Source organism: Epibacterium ulvae (assembly GCF_900102795.1).
GTDB classification, from domain to species: Bacteria; Pseudomonadota; Alphaproteobacteria; order Rhodobacterales; family Rhodobacteraceae; genus Epibacterium; species Epibacterium ulvae.
The window spans coordinates 192520-211868 of sequence record NZ_FMWG01000005.1; the positions used below are offsets into that span (position 1 = coordinate 192520).

20 protein-coding genes, 1 tRNA gene and 1 riboswitch are annotated in these 19349 nt (G+C 51.9%); of the genes, 6 read left to right on the top strand and 15 right to left on the bottom strand.

Going from position 1 to position 19349, the window contains the following annotated elements; genetic code table 11:
* Positions 1-48 precede the first annotated feature (48 nt).
* Genes BLP79_RS09830 through BLP79_RS09840 form a run of 3 tightly spaced genes read left to right on the top strand, consistent with a single transcriptional unit; the run spans position 49 to position 1650 of the window.
* Positions 49-519, top strand: coding sequence for a DUF2867 domain-containing protein (locus tag BLP79_RS09830; protein ID WP_090218542.1), 471 nt, complete (start codon positions 49-51; stop codon positions 517-519).
* Between the two features lie 38 nt (positions 520-557).
* Positions 558-1319: an imidazole glycerol phosphate synthase subunit HisF gene (gene hisF, locus BLP79_RS09835; protein WP_090218543.1), complete on the top strand. Its 762-nt coding sequence runs from the start codon at positions 558-560 to the stop codon at positions 1317-1319.
* A 13-nt stretch (positions 1320-1332) separates the two neighbouring features.
* Positions 1333-1650, top strand: a complete 318-nt coding sequence (locus BLP79_RS09840) for a phosphoribosyl-ATP diphosphatase (RefSeq protein WP_090218545.1) — start codon at positions 1333-1335, stop codon at positions 1648-1650.
* Here the strand turns inward: BLP79_RS09840 and BLP79_RS09845 are convergent.
* The 4 genes from BLP79_RS09845 to rlmB all read right to left on the bottom strand — a co-directional run bounded on the left by BLP79_RS09845 (position 1647) and on the right by rlmB (position 3972).
* Positions 1647-2093, bottom strand: coding sequence for a CoA-binding protein (locus tag BLP79_RS09845; RefSeq protein ID WP_090218546.1), 447 nt, complete (start codon positions 2091-2093; stop codon positions 1647-1649). The two genes, BLP79_RS09840 and BLP79_RS09845, sit on opposite strands and share 4 nt — an antisense overlap.
* 216 nt (positions 2094-2309) lie before the next feature.
* Positions 2310-2768 carry a YHS domain-containing (seleno)protein gene (locus BLP79_RS09850; RefSeq protein WP_232716172.1) on the bottom strand — a complete coding sequence of 153 codons (459 nt, stop codon included), beginning with the start codon at positions 2766-2768 and terminating at the stop codon, positions 2310-2312.
* Between the two features lie 103 nt (positions 2769-2871).
* Positions 2872-3096, bottom strand: coding sequence for a hypothetical protein (locus BLP79_RS19500; protein ID WP_139163190.1), 225 nt, complete (start codon positions 3094-3096; stop codon positions 2872-2874).
* 99 nt (positions 3097-3195) lie between these two features.
* Entirely contained in the window at positions 3196-3972 is a 777-nt protein-coding gene (gene rlmB, locus BLP79_RS09855; RefSeq protein WP_090218765.1) for a 23S rRNA (guanosine(2251)-2'-O)-methyltransferase RlmB, read from the bottom strand.
* Positions 3973-4092: 120 nt separating this feature from the next.
* Between rlmB and BLP79_RS19695 the strand changes: the two genes are divergently transcribed.
* A tRNA-Tyr gene (locus BLP79_RS19695) sits at positions 4093-4176 on the top strand.
* A 124-nt stretch (positions 4177-4300) separates the two neighbouring features.
* Here BLP79_RS19695 and BLP79_RS09860 read toward each other — a convergent pair.
* The 10 genes from BLP79_RS09860 to bioB all read right to left on the bottom strand — a co-directional run bounded on the left by BLP79_RS09860 (position 4301) and on the right by bioB (position 14663).
* Positions 4301-4819, bottom strand: coding sequence for a DUF2478 domain-containing protein (locus BLP79_RS09860; protein ID WP_090218766.1), 519 nt, complete (start codon positions 4817-4819; stop codon positions 4301-4303).
* A 98-nt stretch (positions 4820-4917) separates the two neighbouring features.
* Positions 4918-6957, bottom strand: a complete 2040-nt coding sequence (locus BLP79_RS09865) for an ABC transporter permease (RefSeq protein ID WP_090218549.1) — start codon at positions 6955-6957, stop codon at positions 4918-4920.
* Positions 6954-8006, bottom strand: a complete 1053-nt coding sequence (locus BLP79_RS09870) for a quaternary amine ABC transporter ATP-binding protein (RefSeq protein ID WP_090218551.1) — start codon at positions 8004-8006, stop codon at positions 6954-6956. The genes BLP79_RS09865 and BLP79_RS09870 overlap by 4 nt, the downstream gene beginning before the upstream one ends.
* Positions 8007-8015: 9 nt before the next feature.
* Positions 8016-8972: an ABC transporter substrate-binding protein gene (locus tag BLP79_RS09875; RefSeq protein WP_232716229.1), complete on the bottom strand. Its 957-nt coding sequence runs from the start codon at positions 8970-8972 to the stop codon at positions 8016-8018.
* A 250-nt stretch (positions 8973-9222) separates the two neighbouring features.
* On the bottom strand, positions 9223-10005 hold the full coding sequence (locus BLP79_RS09880; protein WP_232716170.1) for a methyltransferase domain-containing protein: 783 nt from the start codon (positions 10003-10005) through the stop codon (positions 9223-9225).
* Positions 10002-10622: a pimeloyl-ACP methyl esterase BioG family protein gene (locus tag BLP79_RS09885; protein WP_232716168.1), complete on the bottom strand. Its 621-nt coding sequence runs from the start codon at positions 10620-10622 to the stop codon at positions 10002-10004. Before BLP79_RS09885 ends, BLP79_RS09880 begins: the two co-directional genes overlap by 4 nt.
* 9 nt (positions 10623-10631) lie before the next feature.
* On the bottom strand, positions 10632-11927 hold the full coding sequence (gene bioA, locus BLP79_RS09890; protein ID WP_090218557.1) for an adenosylmethionine--8-amino-7-oxononanoate transaminase: 1296 nt from the start codon (positions 11925-11927) through the stop codon (positions 10632-10634).
* Positions 11924-12550: a dethiobiotin synthase gene (bioD, locus tag BLP79_RS09895; RefSeq protein ID WP_090218559.1), complete on the bottom strand. Its 627-nt coding sequence runs from the start codon at positions 12548-12550 to the stop codon at positions 11924-11926. The genes bioA and bioD overlap by 4 nt, the downstream gene beginning before the upstream one ends.
* On the bottom strand, positions 12547-13686 hold the full coding sequence (locus BLP79_RS09900) for an 8-amino-7-oxononanoate synthase (protein WP_090218560.1): 1140 nt from the start codon (positions 13684-13686) through the stop codon (positions 12547-12549). The genes bioD and BLP79_RS09900 overlap by 4 nt, the downstream gene beginning before the upstream one ends.
* The gene (gene bioB / locus BLP79_RS09905) at positions 13686-14663 is read right to left on the bottom strand and encodes a biotin synthase BioB (protein ID WP_090218562.1); all 978 of its coding nucleotides are present in this window, start codon (positions 14661-14663) and stop codon (positions 13686-13688) included. Before bioB ends, BLP79_RS09900 begins: the two co-directional genes overlap by 1 nt.
* Before the next feature lie 236 nt (positions 14664-14899).
* Here bioB and BLP79_RS09910 point away from each other — a divergent pair, with 236 nt between their 5' ends.
* Together BLP79_RS09910 and BLP79_RS09915 are read left to right on the top strand one after the other, a co-directional pair.
* On the top strand, positions 14900-15832 hold the full coding sequence (locus tag BLP79_RS09910; RefSeq protein WP_090218564.1) for a carbohydrate kinase family protein: 933 nt from the start codon (positions 14900-14902) through the stop codon (positions 15830-15832).
* 38 nt (positions 15833-15870) lie between these two features.
* Entirely contained in the window at positions 15871-16536 is a 666-nt protein-coding gene (locus tag BLP79_RS09915; protein WP_090218565.1) for a D-lyxose/D-mannose family sugar isomerase, read from the top strand.
* 64 nt (positions 16537-16600) lie between these two features.
* Here BLP79_RS09915 and BLP79_RS09920 read toward each other — a convergent pair whose 3' ends face one another.
* Positions 16601-18751 carry a hypothetical protein gene (locus BLP79_RS09920; RefSeq protein ID WP_090218566.1) on the bottom strand — a complete coding sequence of 717 codons (2151 nt, stop codon included), beginning with the start codon at positions 18749-18751 and terminating at the stop codon, positions 16601-16603.
* 316 nt (positions 18752-19067) lie between these two features.
* A riboswitch (cobalamin riboswitch) is annotated at positions 19068-19281 on the top strand.
* The last annotated feature ends 68 nt before the right edge of the window (positions 19282-19349 follow it).

The window sequence follows — 19349 nt, forward strand, 5'->3', positions numbered from 1 at the left end:
ACCGCAAATTATGTTTAACTGAGAGCATTCAAGCAGAGGAGTTTTACGATGTCCCAGTTTTATAAAACACATTTGCCTTCTCAAGCAGGTGTATTTCAAATCCATCAATCCAACGACTTTTTAGACTGTTACGCGTGTCAGTCTGATCTATCTCTTATCAAGGCTGCGTCGCTGGCTATGCATGTACCAGCGTGGACGCAATCTCTTTTGCAGTTACGTAACATGCTTGTTGCGCCATTGGGCCTGAAGAATACTCAAGATTTCGCGGAGCAACAGTCAGAGGCCTCGTCATCTCTACAATTCCCCATCACATACCAGACTGAAACAGAATTGCAGTATGGCTATGATGATCGCCATCTCAACTTCCGCATTACAGTTTTAAAGGAGGAAGGTCAGATTTTCCTATCCACCTGGGTACACACACATAATTTTTTTGGGAAAGCTTACCTCGCAACGATCATGCCTTTTCATACGGCAATCATGCGCGCAGCTATCCGCCGTGTCGCAAAAGGCGAATAGGACTTTTCTCATCCGTTGTTTCGCGCCATAACAGCGCCATGTTAAAGACCCGTATCATACCCTGCCTTGACGTTGCTGATGGCCGCGTGGTCAAGGGCGTAAACTTCGTTGGCCTGCGCGACGCAGGCGATCCAGTTGAATCCGCCAAAGCTTATGATGCTGCTGGCGCGGATGAAATTTGTTTCCTCGACATCCACGCAACGCATGAAAACCGCGGCACAATGTTCGATATGGTTCGCCGAACCGCAGAACAGTGTTTCGTGCCCCTGACAGTGGGCGGCGGTGTTCGCAGCAAAGAAGATGTACGTGCTTTGTTACTTGCAGGGGCTGACAAGGTTTCGTTCAATTCTGCAGCTGTGGCAAACCCCGATGTGATTGCTGAAAGCGCAGATCAATTCGGCAGCCAATGCATTATCTGTGCGATTGACGCAAAAACCGTTTCTCCCGGCAAATGGGAAATCTTCACCCATGGCGGCCGAAAGGGGACCGGCATCGACGCGGTGGAGTTTGCCAAAACTGTGGTGGCAAAAGGTGCCGGGGAAATTCTGCTGACATCAATGGATCGCGACGGCACAAAATCAGGATTTAACCTGCCACTGACACGCGCAATTTCAGATGCCGTTGATGTGCCCGTTATCGCATCTGGTGGCGTGGGCAATCTGGATCATTTAGTCGAAGGTGTGACCGAAGGCCGTGCAAATGCTGTTTTGGCTGCGTCCATTTTCCACTTTGGCGAATATACAATTCAAGAAGCCAAAGAGCATATGATCGCCAAAGGCATCCCGATGCGTCTTACCTAAAGGACAACCAGCTATGAGTGTATTAGACGAATTGACCCGCACAATCGCTGAACGCGCATCAGCTGACCCGTCCAGCAGCTGGACCGCAAAACTGTTGTCCAAAGGTCCAGAAAAATGCGCGGAGAAGTTTGGCGAAGAAGCTGTAGAAGCCATCATTGAAGCGGTCAAAGGCAACCGCGAAGGCGTGATTTCTGAAAGTGCTGACGTGATGTTCCACCTGCTCGTCATGCTTCAATCACAAGGGATTGCGTTTGAAGACGTGCTCAACGAGCTTGCGCAACGTCAAGGGATCAGCGGCATCGACGAAAAAGCCGCGCGCCCTGCAAGCTAACCTTTGATTTCAGGCAGAGTTTTCTCGCCGTATAGCCGTGGGAATTCGATCTTGGGGCAGCGGTCCTGTATCACCCGCATGCCTTGTGCTTCTGCCAGATCCGCAGCCTCCGCATTGAAAATGCCAAGCTGCATCCAAACGGTTTGCAAACCTGGAAGAGCTTCAATTGCGTCTTCAACAACTGAAAGCACGTGATCACTGCGGCGAAAGATATCAATCATGTCAACGGTATGCTGGATGTCAGACAGGTGAGCGACAACGGGTTCGCCAAACATCATCCGACCCGGATGCCCGGGGTTAACTCCGATAATCTTATAGCCACGTGCGCGTAGATAAGCGCCGACATAATGGCTTGGCCGTTCTGGTTTGGGAGATGCGCCGATCACAGCGATCGTGCGTGTCTCTTTGAATATGTCATCAAGAATTTTATCAACTGAGCTCATAATTGCATCTCTGATTGCGCGGTGCATTTGCGACTACAGTTTAAAGAAAAAAGCGCCCAGTCAATGCTGGGCGCGAAGTGCGGAACGAGGGACAGTGAAGAGATCTGCAAGGTTCCGTTTTGCAGTCTCTATATATAATCTGATGTCTTAAGCGGAATTTTAAAGAGGGACTCGCACTTTTGTTACCAAGGTGTGAAACCTTTATAGGATAGGCAATTAGGGGCGAATAACCTCGGGCCAATTGTCATCGGCAAGTTCTTGTAGCGCAGTGCGGTTTTTAAGCCAGAGATCTTTCACCGCAGGACTAAACAGCAAATACAATTGTCCATCAACAATCTCCCAGTGCTGTGGGTTGCCGTCCATCAAATTGCCCTGTGACATCGCATAAGCACAATAGCCACCGTATTTGGGCGCGAAAGCGCGTGGGTTTGCTTCAAACATTTGCTGGTTTTCAGCCGATGAAAAGCGCCAAACCACGCCTTTCCACATAACAGTATATGCATCCTGCCCAAGAAGCGGCGCATCTTCATAAAAGAACGAAACTGGGTCGAAACCCGAAATAGCGACACCTTGCTGAACTGAATAGACAGGCATTTCATCTGCCTGCGCCCAAACAGGTGCACCCATAGTCGACGTCGCGAGTCCGAGGCAAAAAGCAATTATGGAGTTACGCATAACACGGCGTCCCTAGTTCAATCGGATGAGGTGTCTAGCTTGCGCGATTTTTGCTACGTTTCAATACGGTTAACGCACATGTGATGCCTTTGTGACAGCTGTATTAGTCGAAAATATCTTCGATGACATCGATCGCTTCTTTGAAGAGAGAAGACAGCACAGATTTACGTTTTTTCTTTTTAACCTTCTTCATTGCTTTCTTGCTTTTGCCGACCTCCCTTTTCACGCCACCTTCAAGATGGGAGACTGGAGTTTTCTGCATCTTTACAGGACGCGACGGCTGTGCTGCAAAAGGCGCACCGCAGTTAGAACACCGCAATGCCGCCACTGTGCCTTTAGACGGACTGTAGGCCGTCTGTGCACTGCAATAACAGCAGGTCAGGATCTTTGTGTGTTTGAGTGCGATACGCCTATCCTCCGGATGAATTTAACGTGCTATAGAAGCATATAGAGCAATTGCTGCTGCATTTGAGACGTTGAGCGATCCAAACCCGCCAGCTGCATCTATTTTAACCAGTTGATCCACAGTTTCTTTGGTTTTTTGACGCAAGCCGGGGCCTTCAGCACCCAGGACCAAAGCCACGGGACGATCTTTGCGTGTCTCCAGGGCCTGTTCAATCGTCGCTTCCGCCTCGCCATCAAGGCCAAGCACAATGAACCCCATTTGTTGAAGCTCGACAATTGTATCTGCAAGATTGCGCACGCGCAGATAGGGTTGCCGTTCCAAAGCGCCACTTGCCGTTTTGGCGAGAGCACCTGTTTCCGGGGCGGAATTATGACGTGTGCCAATCACCGCACTGGCTCCCAGTACTTCCGCCGACCGCAAAATAGCCCCCACGTTATGCGGATCAGTTACACGATCCAACAGCAGCACACGCGGCACCTCTCGACCGATGCAGTTTTCCGCCAGTCCACCCCAATTTAGTGGCTTAACCTCAAGCGCAGCCCCCTGATGCACGGAGTTAGGATCAAGAGGTGCATTGAATTTTCTCGGATCAACAACCTCAGGCGCGATCCCAGCTTCAGCTATCGCATCAGCCAGCTTGTTCTCGGCATTCAAAGTCACAATCAACCGCAGCTTTGTACGTGCTGGATTCATGAGAGCATCGCGCACAGCATGCAAACCAAAAAGCCATACAGTTTCGGCATTTGCGACCTTTTTGGCCTGTTCTTTTTCGACGACCCATTTGGGTTTTTTGGACATTTCCTGCTCCAGACAAAAGTTTTTGGCCCAATTGCAAAATTCTGGTGATTTTGCTGTTGACGCCAATTCATGTCGCTAGTAATCACGCCTCCACGTTAGGTGCAACACTCACCTGACAGTGGGCGACAGGCCGCAAGGTGTGGCAGGGGACTGTAACTCCCTCGCGGAGACGCACGCCTGGTTCGATTCCAGGGTCGCCCACCATCTTTACATTTTTAAAATTTTAAAAAGTAAAGATGGTGGATTTATACAGATTTTATCCACAACCTAAAAACTCACAGAAGATGCGATAAATTATTGTTTTATAAATAAAATTTATAAAGCTACATTATTCTATGTGTGTTTTTGATTTTTTTACCCACGCGACAAGCTCAGAGATTTCATGGGGTGCTGCTTCTGCCTCACCGCCTGCAAATTCTTGAAAAGCATCAAAATTTAGTCGATTCACCCCAGAAATAACGGGAATATCCAACGCAAGTGCCTCGGCAATGACCTCGCGCATACCGCGCCCATCTGCTTCATGTTTTCCAAACTTGTTAACCAAAAGCACATCCGGCGTAGTCTTTGCTATCAGACTATTTTGCACGTGTGCCACGGCCTGCTCCAAGGCTTCTGGATTTAACCGACACCCGCGAGATTGCCGCCCCAAGGACTGAGAAATCCGAATAGTCTGCCCATCTGGAAGAACCCTGACATCCATATCACACAGCTCAGTATCACCGCACTCGATATTGGTCTGAACGATACCAGCGGTTCGAAGGCCCGCATCAGCCAATGCCTCTGCCAGCGCGCTCAGCAAACGGTCCGTCGCACCACGTTCAGATGTCATGATATAGGCTAAATTCATCTTGATCTCGACCTTCTGCACAGGCGGCACTTGCGCCATCGCTTACACATAAGATTGAAGAGATGGGGGCGCAATACAACGCCCCCAATTACCTTTTCTCAAAGGCCAAGCGCCCTGCGACGCCCTTCAGCAAAGCCCTGCACAATACGATCTGCGCCAAAAGCGAGAATTGCCATCGCAGCACCAGCAGATAGGCCCAAGCCCACATCTGCCTGATTGAGCGCAAGATAGATCGACTGCCCCAACCCAGTGGTGCCGATCAAAGCAGCAATCACCAGCATCGCAAACGCATATAAGATGGTCTGATTTAGCCCGAGCAAGATCGTTGGTGCCGCATAAGGCGCGCGGATATGGAACAGCATTTGCCATTTCGTCGCTCCAGATGCGATTGCGCCTTCGATCATCTCATCCGGGGTTTCTACCAACCCTTGCCGTGTATAGCGGATCATCGGGACGATCGCATATGCGATGATAGCTAAAAAGGCAGAGAATTCTCCGATCTGAAACACCATAAGAATAGGAATCAGAAAGACGAAAAGCGGGATCGTCTGCAACATGTCACAAATTGGGCGCACCACTTTCCAGACCATCGGAAATACAGCGCTTAGCAAACCAATCAGGCCTCCAATCAGCGCACATGCAAAGACCGAAACACCGGACAGATAGAGTGACAAAAGCGCGCGCTCCCAGAGGCCCGCAAGCAGAATGCTAGCCAACAGGGCCACGATGAGAATAGCAAGTTTTCTGCCTCCTGCTGACCATGCGAGGCCTCCAGCCGCGACCAAAGCAAAGGGCCATGGCAGCTGTGACACCCCTGTTTCAAGAATCCCAAACAGAATCAAAACAACCAAGCCAGCCAGCACGCGTCCAGAAGCCATCAACCCAACAGCCAGAAGCGCGGCAAGGCCAAAAAGCCCGAGGCTCATTTGTGGCGTCCACATGAACCCCCAGGTGAATGGTAACACCGCTTGATCCAAGCCGATCCGCAAAGGCAGCAGCACATAGAACAAGGCGTTGTTCTTGAATGAGGTCAACCATTCTGCATTTGCTGTTGTGAAAGCTGTTAGCCCCGCGTCCACCTGTTTTGTGACAGGTTCCAGCATTGCATAGTCGGCTGTGTTGCCCAGTTTCCCCAAGGTCGCAACACCAATCACGGCCCCCAAAACCACCAAGCCCCATGAAATTCGACGATCAAACTGTGGCTTGCGCTCCTGCGCGAGCATTCCGCTCATACGGTCGATTAGGATTGCGAAAATCACAATCACCATGCCAGCCATGAGGCTTTGGCCAAACCAGCCTTTGCGCATCGTCAACAGAACTTCCCAGCCAATGTCGTTGAAGCCCCCGATTACGGCTGCGATAATCACCATCGACAAAGCCGCCATAAGACATTGGTTCACCCCAACCATGATCTGCGTCATGGCTGCAGGAAGCTCTACCTGAAACAACTGCTGGCGGCGTGTTCCACCTGCCATGATGGCGGCCTCTTTGATTTCCGGTTCTATGCGTTGAAGGCCAAGCAAAACATTGCGCGCCATGGGAGGCGCTGCATAGATCGCTGATGCAACAAGCCCGACGACAGGACCAAATCCGAACAGCACAAGAAGTGGCGTCAAATAGGCAAAGGTTGGCACGGTCTGCATAACATCGAGCACCATTTGAACCGGCTCACGCAGACGTGGGATTTCATTGGCCAAAATCCCGATCCCTGCGCCGATTAAAAGCGCGAGAGGCACTGAAACCGCCACAAGTGCAAGGGTGTTCATCCCCTGCTCCCAATAACCGGAGACCAACACGAGGGCCATGCCGATAGCCGCCATCAGCAACATCGGCCAGCCCCCCGTCCGCCAGCCAAGCGCCAACACAATCCCAAGGAGCAAGGGCCAGGGGGCCGCATTCAAACCAATCTTGGCCCAATCCATCGGATAGGACATAAAATCAGAAAACAGCCGGGCAAAAGGTTTCACCACTGCAAGGAAACCGCCGACCACACTGCCAACCCAATCGGTCAGGGGCAGCACCCATGTGGCCGGATAGGTGCTCAGCCAGGGAGCTGCCCCTTCCAGCAAAAGGCACAACGCGCCGACGATCACCGCCAGCGCTGCCGCTTTTGTTCCTGTTGTCATCGATGCAATCATGAATGCTCCACCTGCAGGGCTGCAGCCAATTCAGCAGGATTGACCACGCCGACAACAGCGCCATCTTCACCATGCACGGGAACAGGTTCATAAAGCGACATACAGCGGGCCAAGGCTTCATCAATCGTCATATCCGTGCGCAAGCCGGGATCGTCGGCCCCATACACCAAACCCGGTCCGGTCTGCATCATGCTGTGCAGTTTGGCATGTTGCCCCTTGGCAACGTCTTTTGAGAATTCGCGCACATAGTCATCAACGGGATTTAGCACGATTTCAGATGGTGTGCCGATCTGCACAACCTTGCCATCCCGCATAATTGCAATCCGGTCAGCCAGTTTCAGGGCTTCATTGATGTCATGTGTAATAAACACAATGGTCGTTTTCAGCTTTTCCTGAATTTGTAAAAATTCATCCTGAAGCTGTCGGCGGATCAAAGGATCAAGGGCTGAAAAGGGTTCATCCAAGAACCAGACAGAGCAATCTGCCACCAGAGAGCGCGCAATACCAACACGCTGACGCTGACCACCAGAGAGCTCACGCGGGAAATAGTCTTCGCGCCCTTTCAGGCCCACCAGCTCAATCACTTCACGCGCTTTTGCAAGGCGCTCTGATTTACGCATGCCCTGTACACGCAGAGGATAAGCCACGTTATCAACCACAGTCATATGTGGGAACAGGCCGAAATGCTGGAACACCATCCCCAGCTTATTGCGGCGTAACTCGATAAGGCGCTTTTCACTGGCCGAGACAATGTTTTCGTCATCAATCAGGATCTTACCATGCGTGGCATGAAGAAGATGAGAAATACAGCGGATCAGCGTTGATTTGCCAGAGCCAGACAGGCCCATAATGACAAACAGCTCACCCTCTTTGACTTGAAAATTTGCGTCCTGCACAGCTGGAATATGGCCAGAGGCGCGCAGGGCAGCTGCAGCTTCGTCCGCTGTTTCATGTTGATCCAGCGCCGCTTTTAAAGCTTGGTCTGGATCGGGGCCAAAAACCTGCCAGACATTCTGGCAGGTAATTGCATTCTTTTTTTCAGAACTCACGTGACAGGCTCACTTGGTCGCCGCATCAACAACTGGGCGCCATTTGGCTTCGTTCTCAGCCATCCATGCTGCCACAACCTCTTCGACCTTTCCGCCATCCACATCAACAGCGCCCATCATTGGCTGTTGGTCTTCAACTGCCAATGTGTAGTTGGTCAAAATTTCCGCCGCTGCAGGCCAGGTTTCCGCAAGACCAGACCAGCCTGCTTTAAAAATACGGGATGGTGAGAAATCACAATCATTTACCGCATTGGGATTTGGCCCCCAGGATGCATCGTTAAAGCAGGCATCTTCGCCCGCTGGGAGGTCCACGAATTGAACGTCATACGCAGACATTGCCCAATGCGGTTGCCAAAATGTGACCAGCAGAGGCGTTTTGCGCTCAGAGGCTGCTTTCAGTTCAACAATCAAAGCCGCTTCTGAACCCGCAGGAACGGCCTTAAACGGCAATTCCAATCCCGTCATGCGATCCGCACCCGGCGTGCCCCAATCAGCGGGGTAGTCAACCAAACGACCTGCAGGCAGGGTTTCGGCGGTCGCAAACAGCGGCGCGCAAGCTTTCAACGCTTCCCACGCTGGCAAACCGGGGCACAGCTCTGCCACATGCGCAGGATAGGCGATGCCTTCCTTGGCATCCAGCTCAAGCCCGCCCAGTTCAACGACAGTGCCTTCTGAGACCTTTTTGGCGTATTCATCAGAAACGTTTGAAGACCAAATCTCTAGCGTTGCATGGATGTCACCATCTGCAAGGGGCTGAAACTGGTTCATCATGCCAGCAGCAACAAATTCGACTTGATATCCAGCCTCTTTGAGCATGTTGGCTGCGATATGCGTCGTGATATGCTGGCCAGTCCATTCATTCACCGCAAGTTTGATCGGCTTATCGACAGCGCCCAGATCAGCAGCAGCTGCGACACTGGCAAAAGAAAGCGCGCCCATTGTGGCGGCAAGGGTCTTAAGCATCATCATAAAATTCCCCGTTTATATGTTACACGGACTACACGCAGTCCGGTAAATTGTTCTGTGGCAAGCCTGCGACAGATTGATGGCTCCTTATCGGGCATAAAACGACGCTTTGTCGAGGAATTGCGGCGCTTTCGTTAGAAAAATAAAATATTTCTTAAATGGTGAGACAATTTCTTATGTTGCCGTATCAAAAATTGCTCAATAATTCAGGCGCAAAATATCATACGCTGTTTGCACCCAGATCATCCGCTCAAATTTTCTCTGCGACCATAAAAACCGGATCATAAGTAAGCGGCAGTCCAGATTGACAGGCAAATCGTGTTTTATAAGTCTGGTCAAATGTCGCCAGCTTGCGACGGCTCCATGGGGCCTGGGCGCGACCATTCACACCGGTGTCGCGCAGATGGCGTAAAATATCACGCGTCGTTGGAAAATAGAGATCGTGCGGCGACTGCTCTATCCTTCGCATAACCATAGAAGCGGGTAGCACATGCTTTAACTGATCTGCGTTTGTATAGCTGGGTGCAAAAGATTTTGAGCCAAGTGCACGCAGCTGCGTAAATTGCTGTTCACCAAATGTGGACAACACCAACAGCCCCCCCGGTGCGAGGTGATCTGCCAAATGATTTAGCAAGCCGGGAATATCCTCAACCCATTGCAGAGTCGAACCTGAGAGAATTAAGTCCAAGTCCTTGGGTATCAACACCGTCTCTACAGGGCCTGCCTGAAACTGAAGATTCACCTGTGTCTCAGAAACTTTGGCCCGCACTATAGTTTCCGCATCTGCCACAAGATCATTCAACCACATGTTTGTGACACGGTATTGCGCCAAAAACGCCTCGGTAAGATGGCCGGTTCCACAGCCAAATTCAAAGACGCGCGGAAACAGGCGCGGCGCGCCAACGACTTGTGTGAGGCAATCTATCAATTGCGCCGCGCCTGCAGCCTGCGCGCGTGCAGCACCGTGGTAAGTCGCAAGACCGCGACGAAAGCTGTTTTCAACACGGGTCTGAAAAGGGGTTTGTTCCGTCACCTCCACAGCCCATCCCAGCGATCAAAGGAGGCAAAGGGCACATGAGGTGCAGCAACAAAAGCCTGAGGCTGCCCATCCCACGCCCGTTCCAAATTTGCCCTTGGAAAGATCTTGTCGTTGCTGGCAATCCAGATACGATCAAATCCCGGATCTGGCGCAGCCCCGCGCGCCGCAACCGCATCAAGTTCTGCACGGCGGGTCTCTAGGTCAATGGATGTGCGCGCTTGTCGCGCTCCAAAGCTATTAGACAAAAACGCCTGATAGCTTTCCACGCTCAACCCATCCCTTGTGGCTTTAAAAATGCGCGGTGGAATGCCTTTGCGTAAACTTACAGGATCCAAGCTACCGCACAGCGCAATTTGACGGGTGAACTTATGCGCATCTTGCCCCTTTTCAGCCCACCAATGGCCATATGCGGCGACGCCGAAAGACCATGCAATCAGCGTTGTCTCACGATAGTGAGACAAGTCGGGTAGGTTCAGATTTACTGTGCGATAGTCATCCACAAACAGAACATCATGGGTCACAGGCATAGCAGCAAGAACGCCATCTCCAACGGCCCAGCCGCCAAAAAATACGATAAGATCTGATGACAAACCTTGCGTTAACCACCGCATCTGCACCGGTCAAAGCTCCTGTGCGAGAAGGAGCATGCCGGCAGTTATCTGGCTCAGCTCATCCTCAGATGTGATATAAGGCGGCATCGTGTAAATATTTTTACCAAAAGGACGTAAAAACACGCCCAGATCGCGCGTCCGCGCGTGAGCAGCATCCGCAGACACCTGATGCGTCATCTCAATCACGCCAATTGCCCCTAAAACACGCACGTCAGCCACATTTGCAAAGTTGCGAGCAGGTGCTAACTCCTGCTCCATTTGCTTGGAAAGCGCCTGTACACGCGCTGCCCAGTCCTGTCCCGTTAAAAGATCCAGTGCGGCCTTGGCTGCCACACAGGCCAGAGGGTTGGCCATATAAGTCGGCCCATGCATGAAGATACCGGGAGTGCCACCGCCGATCCCCTCTGCAACGCGATCATTGGTCAGTGTCGTCGCAAAAGAGATATGCCCCCCCGTCAACCCTTTGCCGAGACAAATAATATCAGGCTCAATTGTGGTCAGGTCTGTTGCAAAAAGCGCGCCGGTTCGCCCAAAGCCTGTCGCGATCTCATCAAAGATCAACAAGATACCAAGTTCATCACAGAGGTGACGCACCTGATTTAGATATTCGGGATGATAGAAATACATTCCACCCGTTCCCTGCACCACGGGTTCCAGAATGAAAGCAGCTATTTTATCGCGCCCCGCCTCTAAGACCTCACGCAGCTCTGCCAAGCCATTTTCGCTGGAGACATCACTCCAGTCTTGCCCATAGCGGATCGGTGGGCGCGACACGAAATGCTGCACACTCAGCGCGCCCTGAAAAAGATGGTGCATTCCGGTGTCGGGGTCACACACGCTCATGGCTTTCCAGGTGTCGCCATGATAGCCTGAACGGATCGTCGCAAATTCACTGCGACCTGCAAAACCCATTGCATGCTGATATTGCACCGCCATCTTCATCGCGACCTCAACAGAGACCGAGCCAGAATCGCAGTAAAAGATACGTGTCAGACTTTCAGGGGTGATTTCCAGCAACTTTCGACCAAGATCAATGGCGGGATCATGGGTCAGCCCGCCAAACATCACATGCGGAAGCCGGTCCAGCTGCTCATGGATAGCAGCCGTAATTTCAGCGTTCCGATGTCCATGCATCATGCACCACCAAGATGACATGCCGTCAATCAGACGTGTGTCGTCATCCAGCGTGATATGAACACCTTCTGCCTCCTTGACGACAAAGGTCGGTCCCGGTTTTGTGACGTTGGTATAAGGATGCCAGAGATGTTTCTGATCAAATTCTAGCGGGCTCAGCTCGTTGGTCATGCCATCGCCTTTTGAATGGTCTCTAGGTCGATGTGTGCTTTAAAGGCTGCACCCAAGACCTCAGGCGTTAGCGGATCAAGACGCGGCAAACAGCCAAGGTGAGCGACATTGCCAAAGGCGCAAATTGTCTCTTCGACCTGAGGTTCAGACGTACCAATAAAAGCCACGCCCACAACACGGCAGCCTGCTTCTGCAAGAGCTTTGAGAGACAACAGACTATGGTTGATCGTGCCAAGCTCGGTCCGGGCGCAGAGCACGATCGGCGCGCCCCAGGCTGCAAAAAGATCCAGATAAAGTGTCTTTCGATTGAGCGGCACCATAAGGCCGCCTGCCCCTTCAACAATCAATGGGCCGTCGACACTGGGCAACTGCAGGTGCTTGCAATCTATTTCAACGCCTTCGGCCTCGGCCGACAGATGAGGAGAGGCGGGCAACGTCAATCTATATGCCTCTTTCAAGACAGGTTGCCCTGTAAGGCGGGTGATACAGGTGCTGTCCGTTTCATCTGCGAGACCGGATTGAACAGGCTTCCAATAACTGGCCCCCAGCGCCAGTGTCAGCCCAGCAGAAAAGACAGTTTTGCCAATGTCTGTATCAGTCCCAGCTACAACAAGAGCGGTCATGTTCGCTGCTCCATCTCATAAGCCAGGTCGGTAAACATCTGTGTTATCACATCTTGTGAGACGTTGGGCGTTATAGACAACCGCAAACGCGCGGTTCCTCTTGGCACGGTTGGCGGCCGTATGGGACGTATATCGTACCCGCGCTCTTGCATCTTAGCAGCGACGGCAAGTGCTGATTTGTCTTCGCCAAGGACTACCGGCAAGATTTGGGTCTCATAGGATTTTAACCCACAAAGCCGCGCGGCTTCGGTCTGTGCATGCTGTACCGTTTCATACGCGCGGCGTTGCAAACCGGGGGTGTCCTTTAGCAACCGGAGTACGGCCCGCACTAAGGCTGCATTCAGAGGCGAAGGGGCTGTCGCGTAAATAAAGGCACGCGCCTTGTTCACCAGCATATCGATCAAAAGGCGATGACCACAGATAAGTGCCCCTGAAACGCCGAGCGCTTTGCCACAGGTATGCAGACTCAACACATGGGACTGAGCTGCAATCTGATGTGCTACTCCACGTCCATTGGGGCCAAACACGCCCGTGGCATGAGCTTCATCGATAATAAGGCAGGCCTCATGATGAAGCGCTAAAGCATTCAAATGACCAAGAGGTGCTATGTCTCCATCCATAGAGTAGACCGCCTCGACTGCAATCCAGATCTGACCAGTTCCACCCTCGGCTCGCCATTGCGCGATCTGAGCCGCAGCATCATTCGCATCATTATGGGCAAAGCTGCGCACATCCGCGCGCCCCAAGCGCATCCCATCATGCGTACTGGCGTGGATCAGTGCGTCATACAGCACCAGATCCCCTTGCAACGGCAGGGTTGAAAACAGAGCAAGGTTTGCATTGAAACCACCGCCCATAAACAATGCCGCATCAGTCCCAAAGAACGCAGCAGCTTCATTTTCGAGCGCGACATGTTCATCTGCATTACCGCGCAACAACCGAGAGCCGCCCGCACCAACTGGCACGCCGCGCGCAATTGCTGAGGCTGCCGCCTCGCGCAATGCATCACTTTCGGCAAGACCCAGATAGTCATTTGACGCAAAATCATAGCCAGCGCGTGGCATTAGACTGCGGTATCGGCCCCGCGTGTGCAAAGCCGATAGTATTTTATCCTGCCGCGCAAAGAGTTCTGTCATTAGCGACTGCCGTCACAACCCACGGCCATGGCCTGAATGCCCAGGCGATCAAACAGGGCCTGATCGCTGTCTTCTTCTGGATTGTCAGCTGTTAACAGCGTATCTCCAACAAAGATCGAATTTGCCCCCGCAAAGAAACACATCGCCTGCAACTCATCTGTCATATCCGTGCGACCTGCCGACAAACGCACATGAGATTTGGGCATGAGAATCCGGGCAAGCGCAATCGTGCGGACGAATTCGATCGGGTCCAGCTTTGCAACGTCCGCAAGCGGTGTATCGGGGATCGGGATCAGCATGTTTACCGGCACGGAGTCTGGATGCGCCTCAAGTGTTGCAAGCGCCAGCAGCATATCGATGCGGTCCATCTGCTGCTCACCCATACCGACGATCCCGCCTGCACAGACTTTGATCCCCGCTTCGCGCACACGATTTAGCGTGTCGATACGATCCGCAAAGGTCCGCGTGGTGATGATTTCTTTATAATAACGTTCTGAGGTATCGATGTTGTGGTTGTAATAGTCCAACCCTGCGTCCCGCAACCGGAACACCTGATCCTCTTCCAGCATGCCCAATGTCATGCAGGTTTCCATACCCAATTCTTTAACGCCATGGATCATCGCTTCAAGTGCGTCCATGTCGCGCTCTTTAGGCGAGCGCCAAGCAGCCCCCATGCAATAGCGGGTTGCGCCACCTGCCTTGGCCTTGCGCGCCTCCGCGATAACGCGTTCCACCTCAATCAATTTGGCTGCCGAGAGCTTTGCTCCATTGCGCGCGGACTGAGAACAATACGCACAGTCTTCTGGGCACCCCCCTGTCTTGATAGACAAGAGTTTTGATTTTTGAACCTGATTGGGGTCAAAGTGCTGCCGGTGCACTGATTGCGCCTGAAAGAGAAGATCCATGAAGGGCTGGTTGTACAACGCGTCGGCTTCTTCGCGTGTCCAGTCGGTGCGGATGGGGGCTGCGTCCAGCATGCGATCTCCTGCGGTTATTTTATCTATAAAAAAGGCGCACCTCTACGGCGCGACGGGACGTGTTATAGATAAATCCTCATCTTCCACGCAAGACATTAAACAAAATCCACGCAGATAATTCATCACTTCAATTTACTTATTGACTCTCCCCCACCTAAAGATGTGATAGGATATCGCAAATACCCTGCCCTCCCGGCCTTCTTCAGACGGCCGCTTTGAAAAAAGGACGCGTTCGAATGATTTTATGCTCTGGGGAAGCTTTGATCGATATGCTGCCGGGACAGACTGCTGACGGCGCACTGGCACATGTGCCCCATTGCGGCGGAGCCGTTTTCAACACAGCCATAGGGCTTGGGCGCCTAGGCGCACCAGTCAGCTTCTTTTCAGCTATCTCAACGGATGGTTTTGGAGATATGCTACGGCAAGCACTGGAAGCCTCAGACGTGGATACATCTCTTGTGGTGCGCCCGGATCGGCTGACGACGCTGGCTATGGTCCATCTTAAGGATGGGCATGCAAATTATAGCTTTTACGATGAAAACAGCGCTGGCGCGATGCTGACTTCAGAAGATCTGCCCCCACTCCTGCCACATTTAGATGCATTGTTTTTCGGGGGCATTAGCTTGTGCAACGCGCCCGCTGCAGACAGCTACCTAGCGTTCGCAGAACGGGTCAAAGGGCAGGCACCAATTATGATCGACCCGAATGTGCGCCCCGGCTTTGCAAAAGACGAAACGGCCTATCGCAATCGTCTCACACGGTTTTTAGGCGTCGCGCAAATCGTCAAGCTTTCGGACGAAGATTTGAACTGGTTCGTGCCCGGCAACATCCCTCTAGAGGATAAAGCAAATCGTATTTTAGAACATGGTCCCAGCCTATTGCTGCTGACCAAAGGCAGCGAGGGTGCGGTCGCTTTTCAAAGGAACGGAGACACCATTCCTGTCGCGGCGCAAAAGGCTGATGTCATTGACACAGTTGGTGCAGGCGACACGTTCAATTCAGGCTTTCTGACTGCTCTATATGAACGCAGCCTGATCCCATCCGCCGCCAAAGGTGCGCTATCAGGCACGGATATGACAGACTGCCTTTCGTTTGCAGCACAAGTTGCTGCAATCACAGTGTCACGCAAAGGAGCAAATCCGCCCTGGCGCTCCGAATTGCCAAACTAATCTTCCTCAGTTCCTCTCACACTAGGTTGTAACATCGTATGAAACGTTCTCAAATCAATGAAATCCTGCACGAAGGTCATGCCTTCATGAAGCAATTTGGGGTCATCCTCCCCCCCTTTTCAAGCTGGAGCCCCGAGCAAATGCGCGGAGACGAAGCCAAACTGATCCGCGACCGCGGTCTGGGATGGGACATAACCGACTATGGCCAAGGCAAATTTGACGAATTGGGCCTCTTTCTCTTTACCACACGCAACGGCGCCGTCGAAGATCTGAGCACAGGGCGCGGTATGCTTTACGCGGAAAAGATCATGATCACCCGTGAAAACCAACTGTCGCCCATGCACCGTCATAACCTCAAAGCTGAGGACATCATCAACCGTGGCGGCGGCGATCTGATCATTGAATTGTTTGCCCCAGATGCGAAGGGCAATATTGATCGCAGTTCAGATGTAACAGTCCCCTCTGATGGCATACTGCGTACCTTGCCCGCAGGTGGCAAACTCTGCCTCAAACCCGGCGAAAGCGTTACGCTGATGCCTGGGATCTGGCATGCCTTCTGGGCCGAAAAAGGCGATTGTCTGATTGGAGAGGTCTCAACCGTAAATGATGATCGCACCGACAATGTGTTTGAAATGAAAATTGGACGTTTCGCGAAGGTCGAAGAAGACGTAGCGCCCGACCATTTGCTCGTGTCTGACTACTAATTACTTGTATGTAAAATAAAAAGCCCGGCTGATTTCAGCCGGGCTTTTTTGTATTCACATTGCCTTAGGCAAGTAGCAAATCGTCTTCATCTGCGTCGTCAGGTGTTTCTTCTTCTGGAAGCTCCACCAATGGCACGCCGGCGATGTATTCCACATCGTATTGGCCTGCTTTATCGTTATCACCACCTTCAGGGATGTATTTAAGGTCATCCACAGCCCCCGAGCCGACAAGATTTACGTCAAATGCACTGACGCCTGCCACGTTGATATCAAGGGTGAACAGGCTATTGTCGCCAGTCGCTGGAATATCAAGTGACTGCAGTAAATCGCCGTCTGCGTTGAACAGATCAACAGATCCACCAGCTTCTTCAACATCCAGAATGTTGAGGCTAACCACTTCGGATGGCACTTCAAAATCAAAACTGATCGTTCCACCGCCTGCGTTGTCATCAGGATCGGAGCTGTCATTGTCTTCAGAGATGATCACCGCGTTGCCCTGATCGGAGAAGGACAGATCCGTGTCGCCGCCAGTTGGTGCATTGGTATCAAAGATCATCGCATCGTTTTCACTGTCGTCAGCATCACCATTGCGTTGTGCAGATACTGTAACACCTTGGAATTGATCAGCAACCACATCCCCGGCAGAGGCATCATCGAAATCAACCATAACCGTATTTGGATCATGTGGTTCAGTCACCACCGCATCCTGTGTTGCAGTAACTTCGATGTTGTCCAAAGTGATTTGCTCATTTGAAGCAGAGATTTTTGACACGAAACGGAATTCGACCTCACCGGAGACATCATCCAAGATCCCCCCCTGATAGGTGAGCGACGTGTCATCCTGCACGATTTCATTTCCAGTCCGGTCTCCAACGAGAGCCGTGCCATCAGCGTTCACTTCAAACTTATCGAGTGTCGTCCAGCTGCCGTCATCAAGACGGACCTGCAGCAACAACTTGTCGCCATAAGCTCCGCCATTTTCAAACAAGCTTGGATCATTTACACGCGCATCAAAACTGATTTCGACATCGCCTTCAGCTTCAACCGGAGCAAGCCGTAGAACACCATCATTGTGGCCATCGGTGACCAGCTCACCATCACGAACATCCCAACGTCCGTCACGCACAATGGCGTCGCTTTGGGCTGGGTCGTTGATATCTTCAAAATCTTCAGACAACAAAACTGTTTCGACCGGCTGCGCAGGCACGCCGTCTACTTCTTGCGTTGCCGTCACAGAGACGTTGTCGACCTTAATAACCTCGTTGTTTGCGCTGATATCTGAAACGATACGGAACTGCGCCGTATCTGACACATCATCCAGCACGCCGCCCGAATAGGTCACGGTTGCGCCTGAAGTGTCAAAAGATTGTCCGGTTTCAGACCCGACTAACGCTGTGCCCGCATCATTGACTTGATATTCATCCAGCAGGACCCATTCACCATTGTCCAAACGCACCTCGATGCGAAGGCTGTCCGCATACTGCCCTGAATTTTCGAAAACATAGGTATTGTGTGTGGTCAGATCGAGTGTCAAAGACACCGGCCCCTCGGTGGCAACCTCGTTAAATGTCAGCGTGCCATCATTGGCCCCATTGGTAACCAGCTTGTCATATGCAGCCACCCAGCCATCGTTACTTTCAACGATCGAGCTGTCTGAAGGTGTGTAGATATCATCGAAATCGTCAAACAAGACTTCGGTCGATACAAAAACTGGATCCGCATCAGGCGTGTCACCGGTCGTAAGAACCTGACCATTACCGCCATCACTGTCAACCACGACAGCAAAGCTATCGAGATCCAGATCAGAAAGCGACAGTGGGCCATCATCTGAGAACAATGTAAAGTTGGCCTGAGGCACTTCACCTTGCGTAGAGCCATCAACAGTTCCGAACTGAACGCCAATGTCGTAATCTTGCGCAACCTGTGCACCGTTTGACAGTGAATTTACACTGTCCGCCGCAGCCTGAACGGATGTCACTGGAGAGAAGATTGAACCCGTGTTGGGTTCTGGTGAGAAGTTCAGCGACCCCAGAGTGCTATCATCTGACAGGTCGAAGAAGACCCCATCAAAATCGAGCGGCTTTGCAGTCGGATCGGCGGGACGGACAACGACGAACAAATTACCATTGTCGGTCTCCTTGATGAACACCTCAGCAACCGGGTCACATCCCACGGTTACGACAACGGAATTACCTGTATCTGCATTATCGGTCATAACTGTCTCCACAAAATCTAGCAGCTCCGCGAATAAACATAAATTTAACAATACATTCTGCTAAAAATCTTGAGAGGCACACAAATCAGAAACAATGCCTACACCCTCCCCCTATTGCACCTCAATTGCAGAACATTCTTCAAATTTTGTGCAAACAATCCCTTCCTTTTCCCTTCTTTGTTTCGCCACACCCGATCCTTTTGGGCATGATTCGAACACATTTTCTCCGCTCCTCCACACATTAGGACAGCGGCACTCGCCTCGCCCTAATCAAAAGGCGTGCGTAAATTTTCCCTTGTAAATCACGCTGGCGTAGTATTGTGTCTCCAGCGATGGTTCCCAATCGCCCAAGGCTGATGGGAATAATAGGGAATACGGTGAGGTGTAGCCATCAGGCGCCAACCCCGTAGCTGCCCCCGCAACTGTAAGCGGTGAGCGACTCCAATTGATATCCACTGGGATCTTCCCGGGAAGGATGGAGAAAGCTTCGACCCGCGAGTCAGGAGACCTGCCATCGCTATACGGACTGACTTGGGCGGGGTGTCCAAGCGGGATGTGCGGCCATTTGGGGTAGCCCCAATATAGCCGTAACACCTGT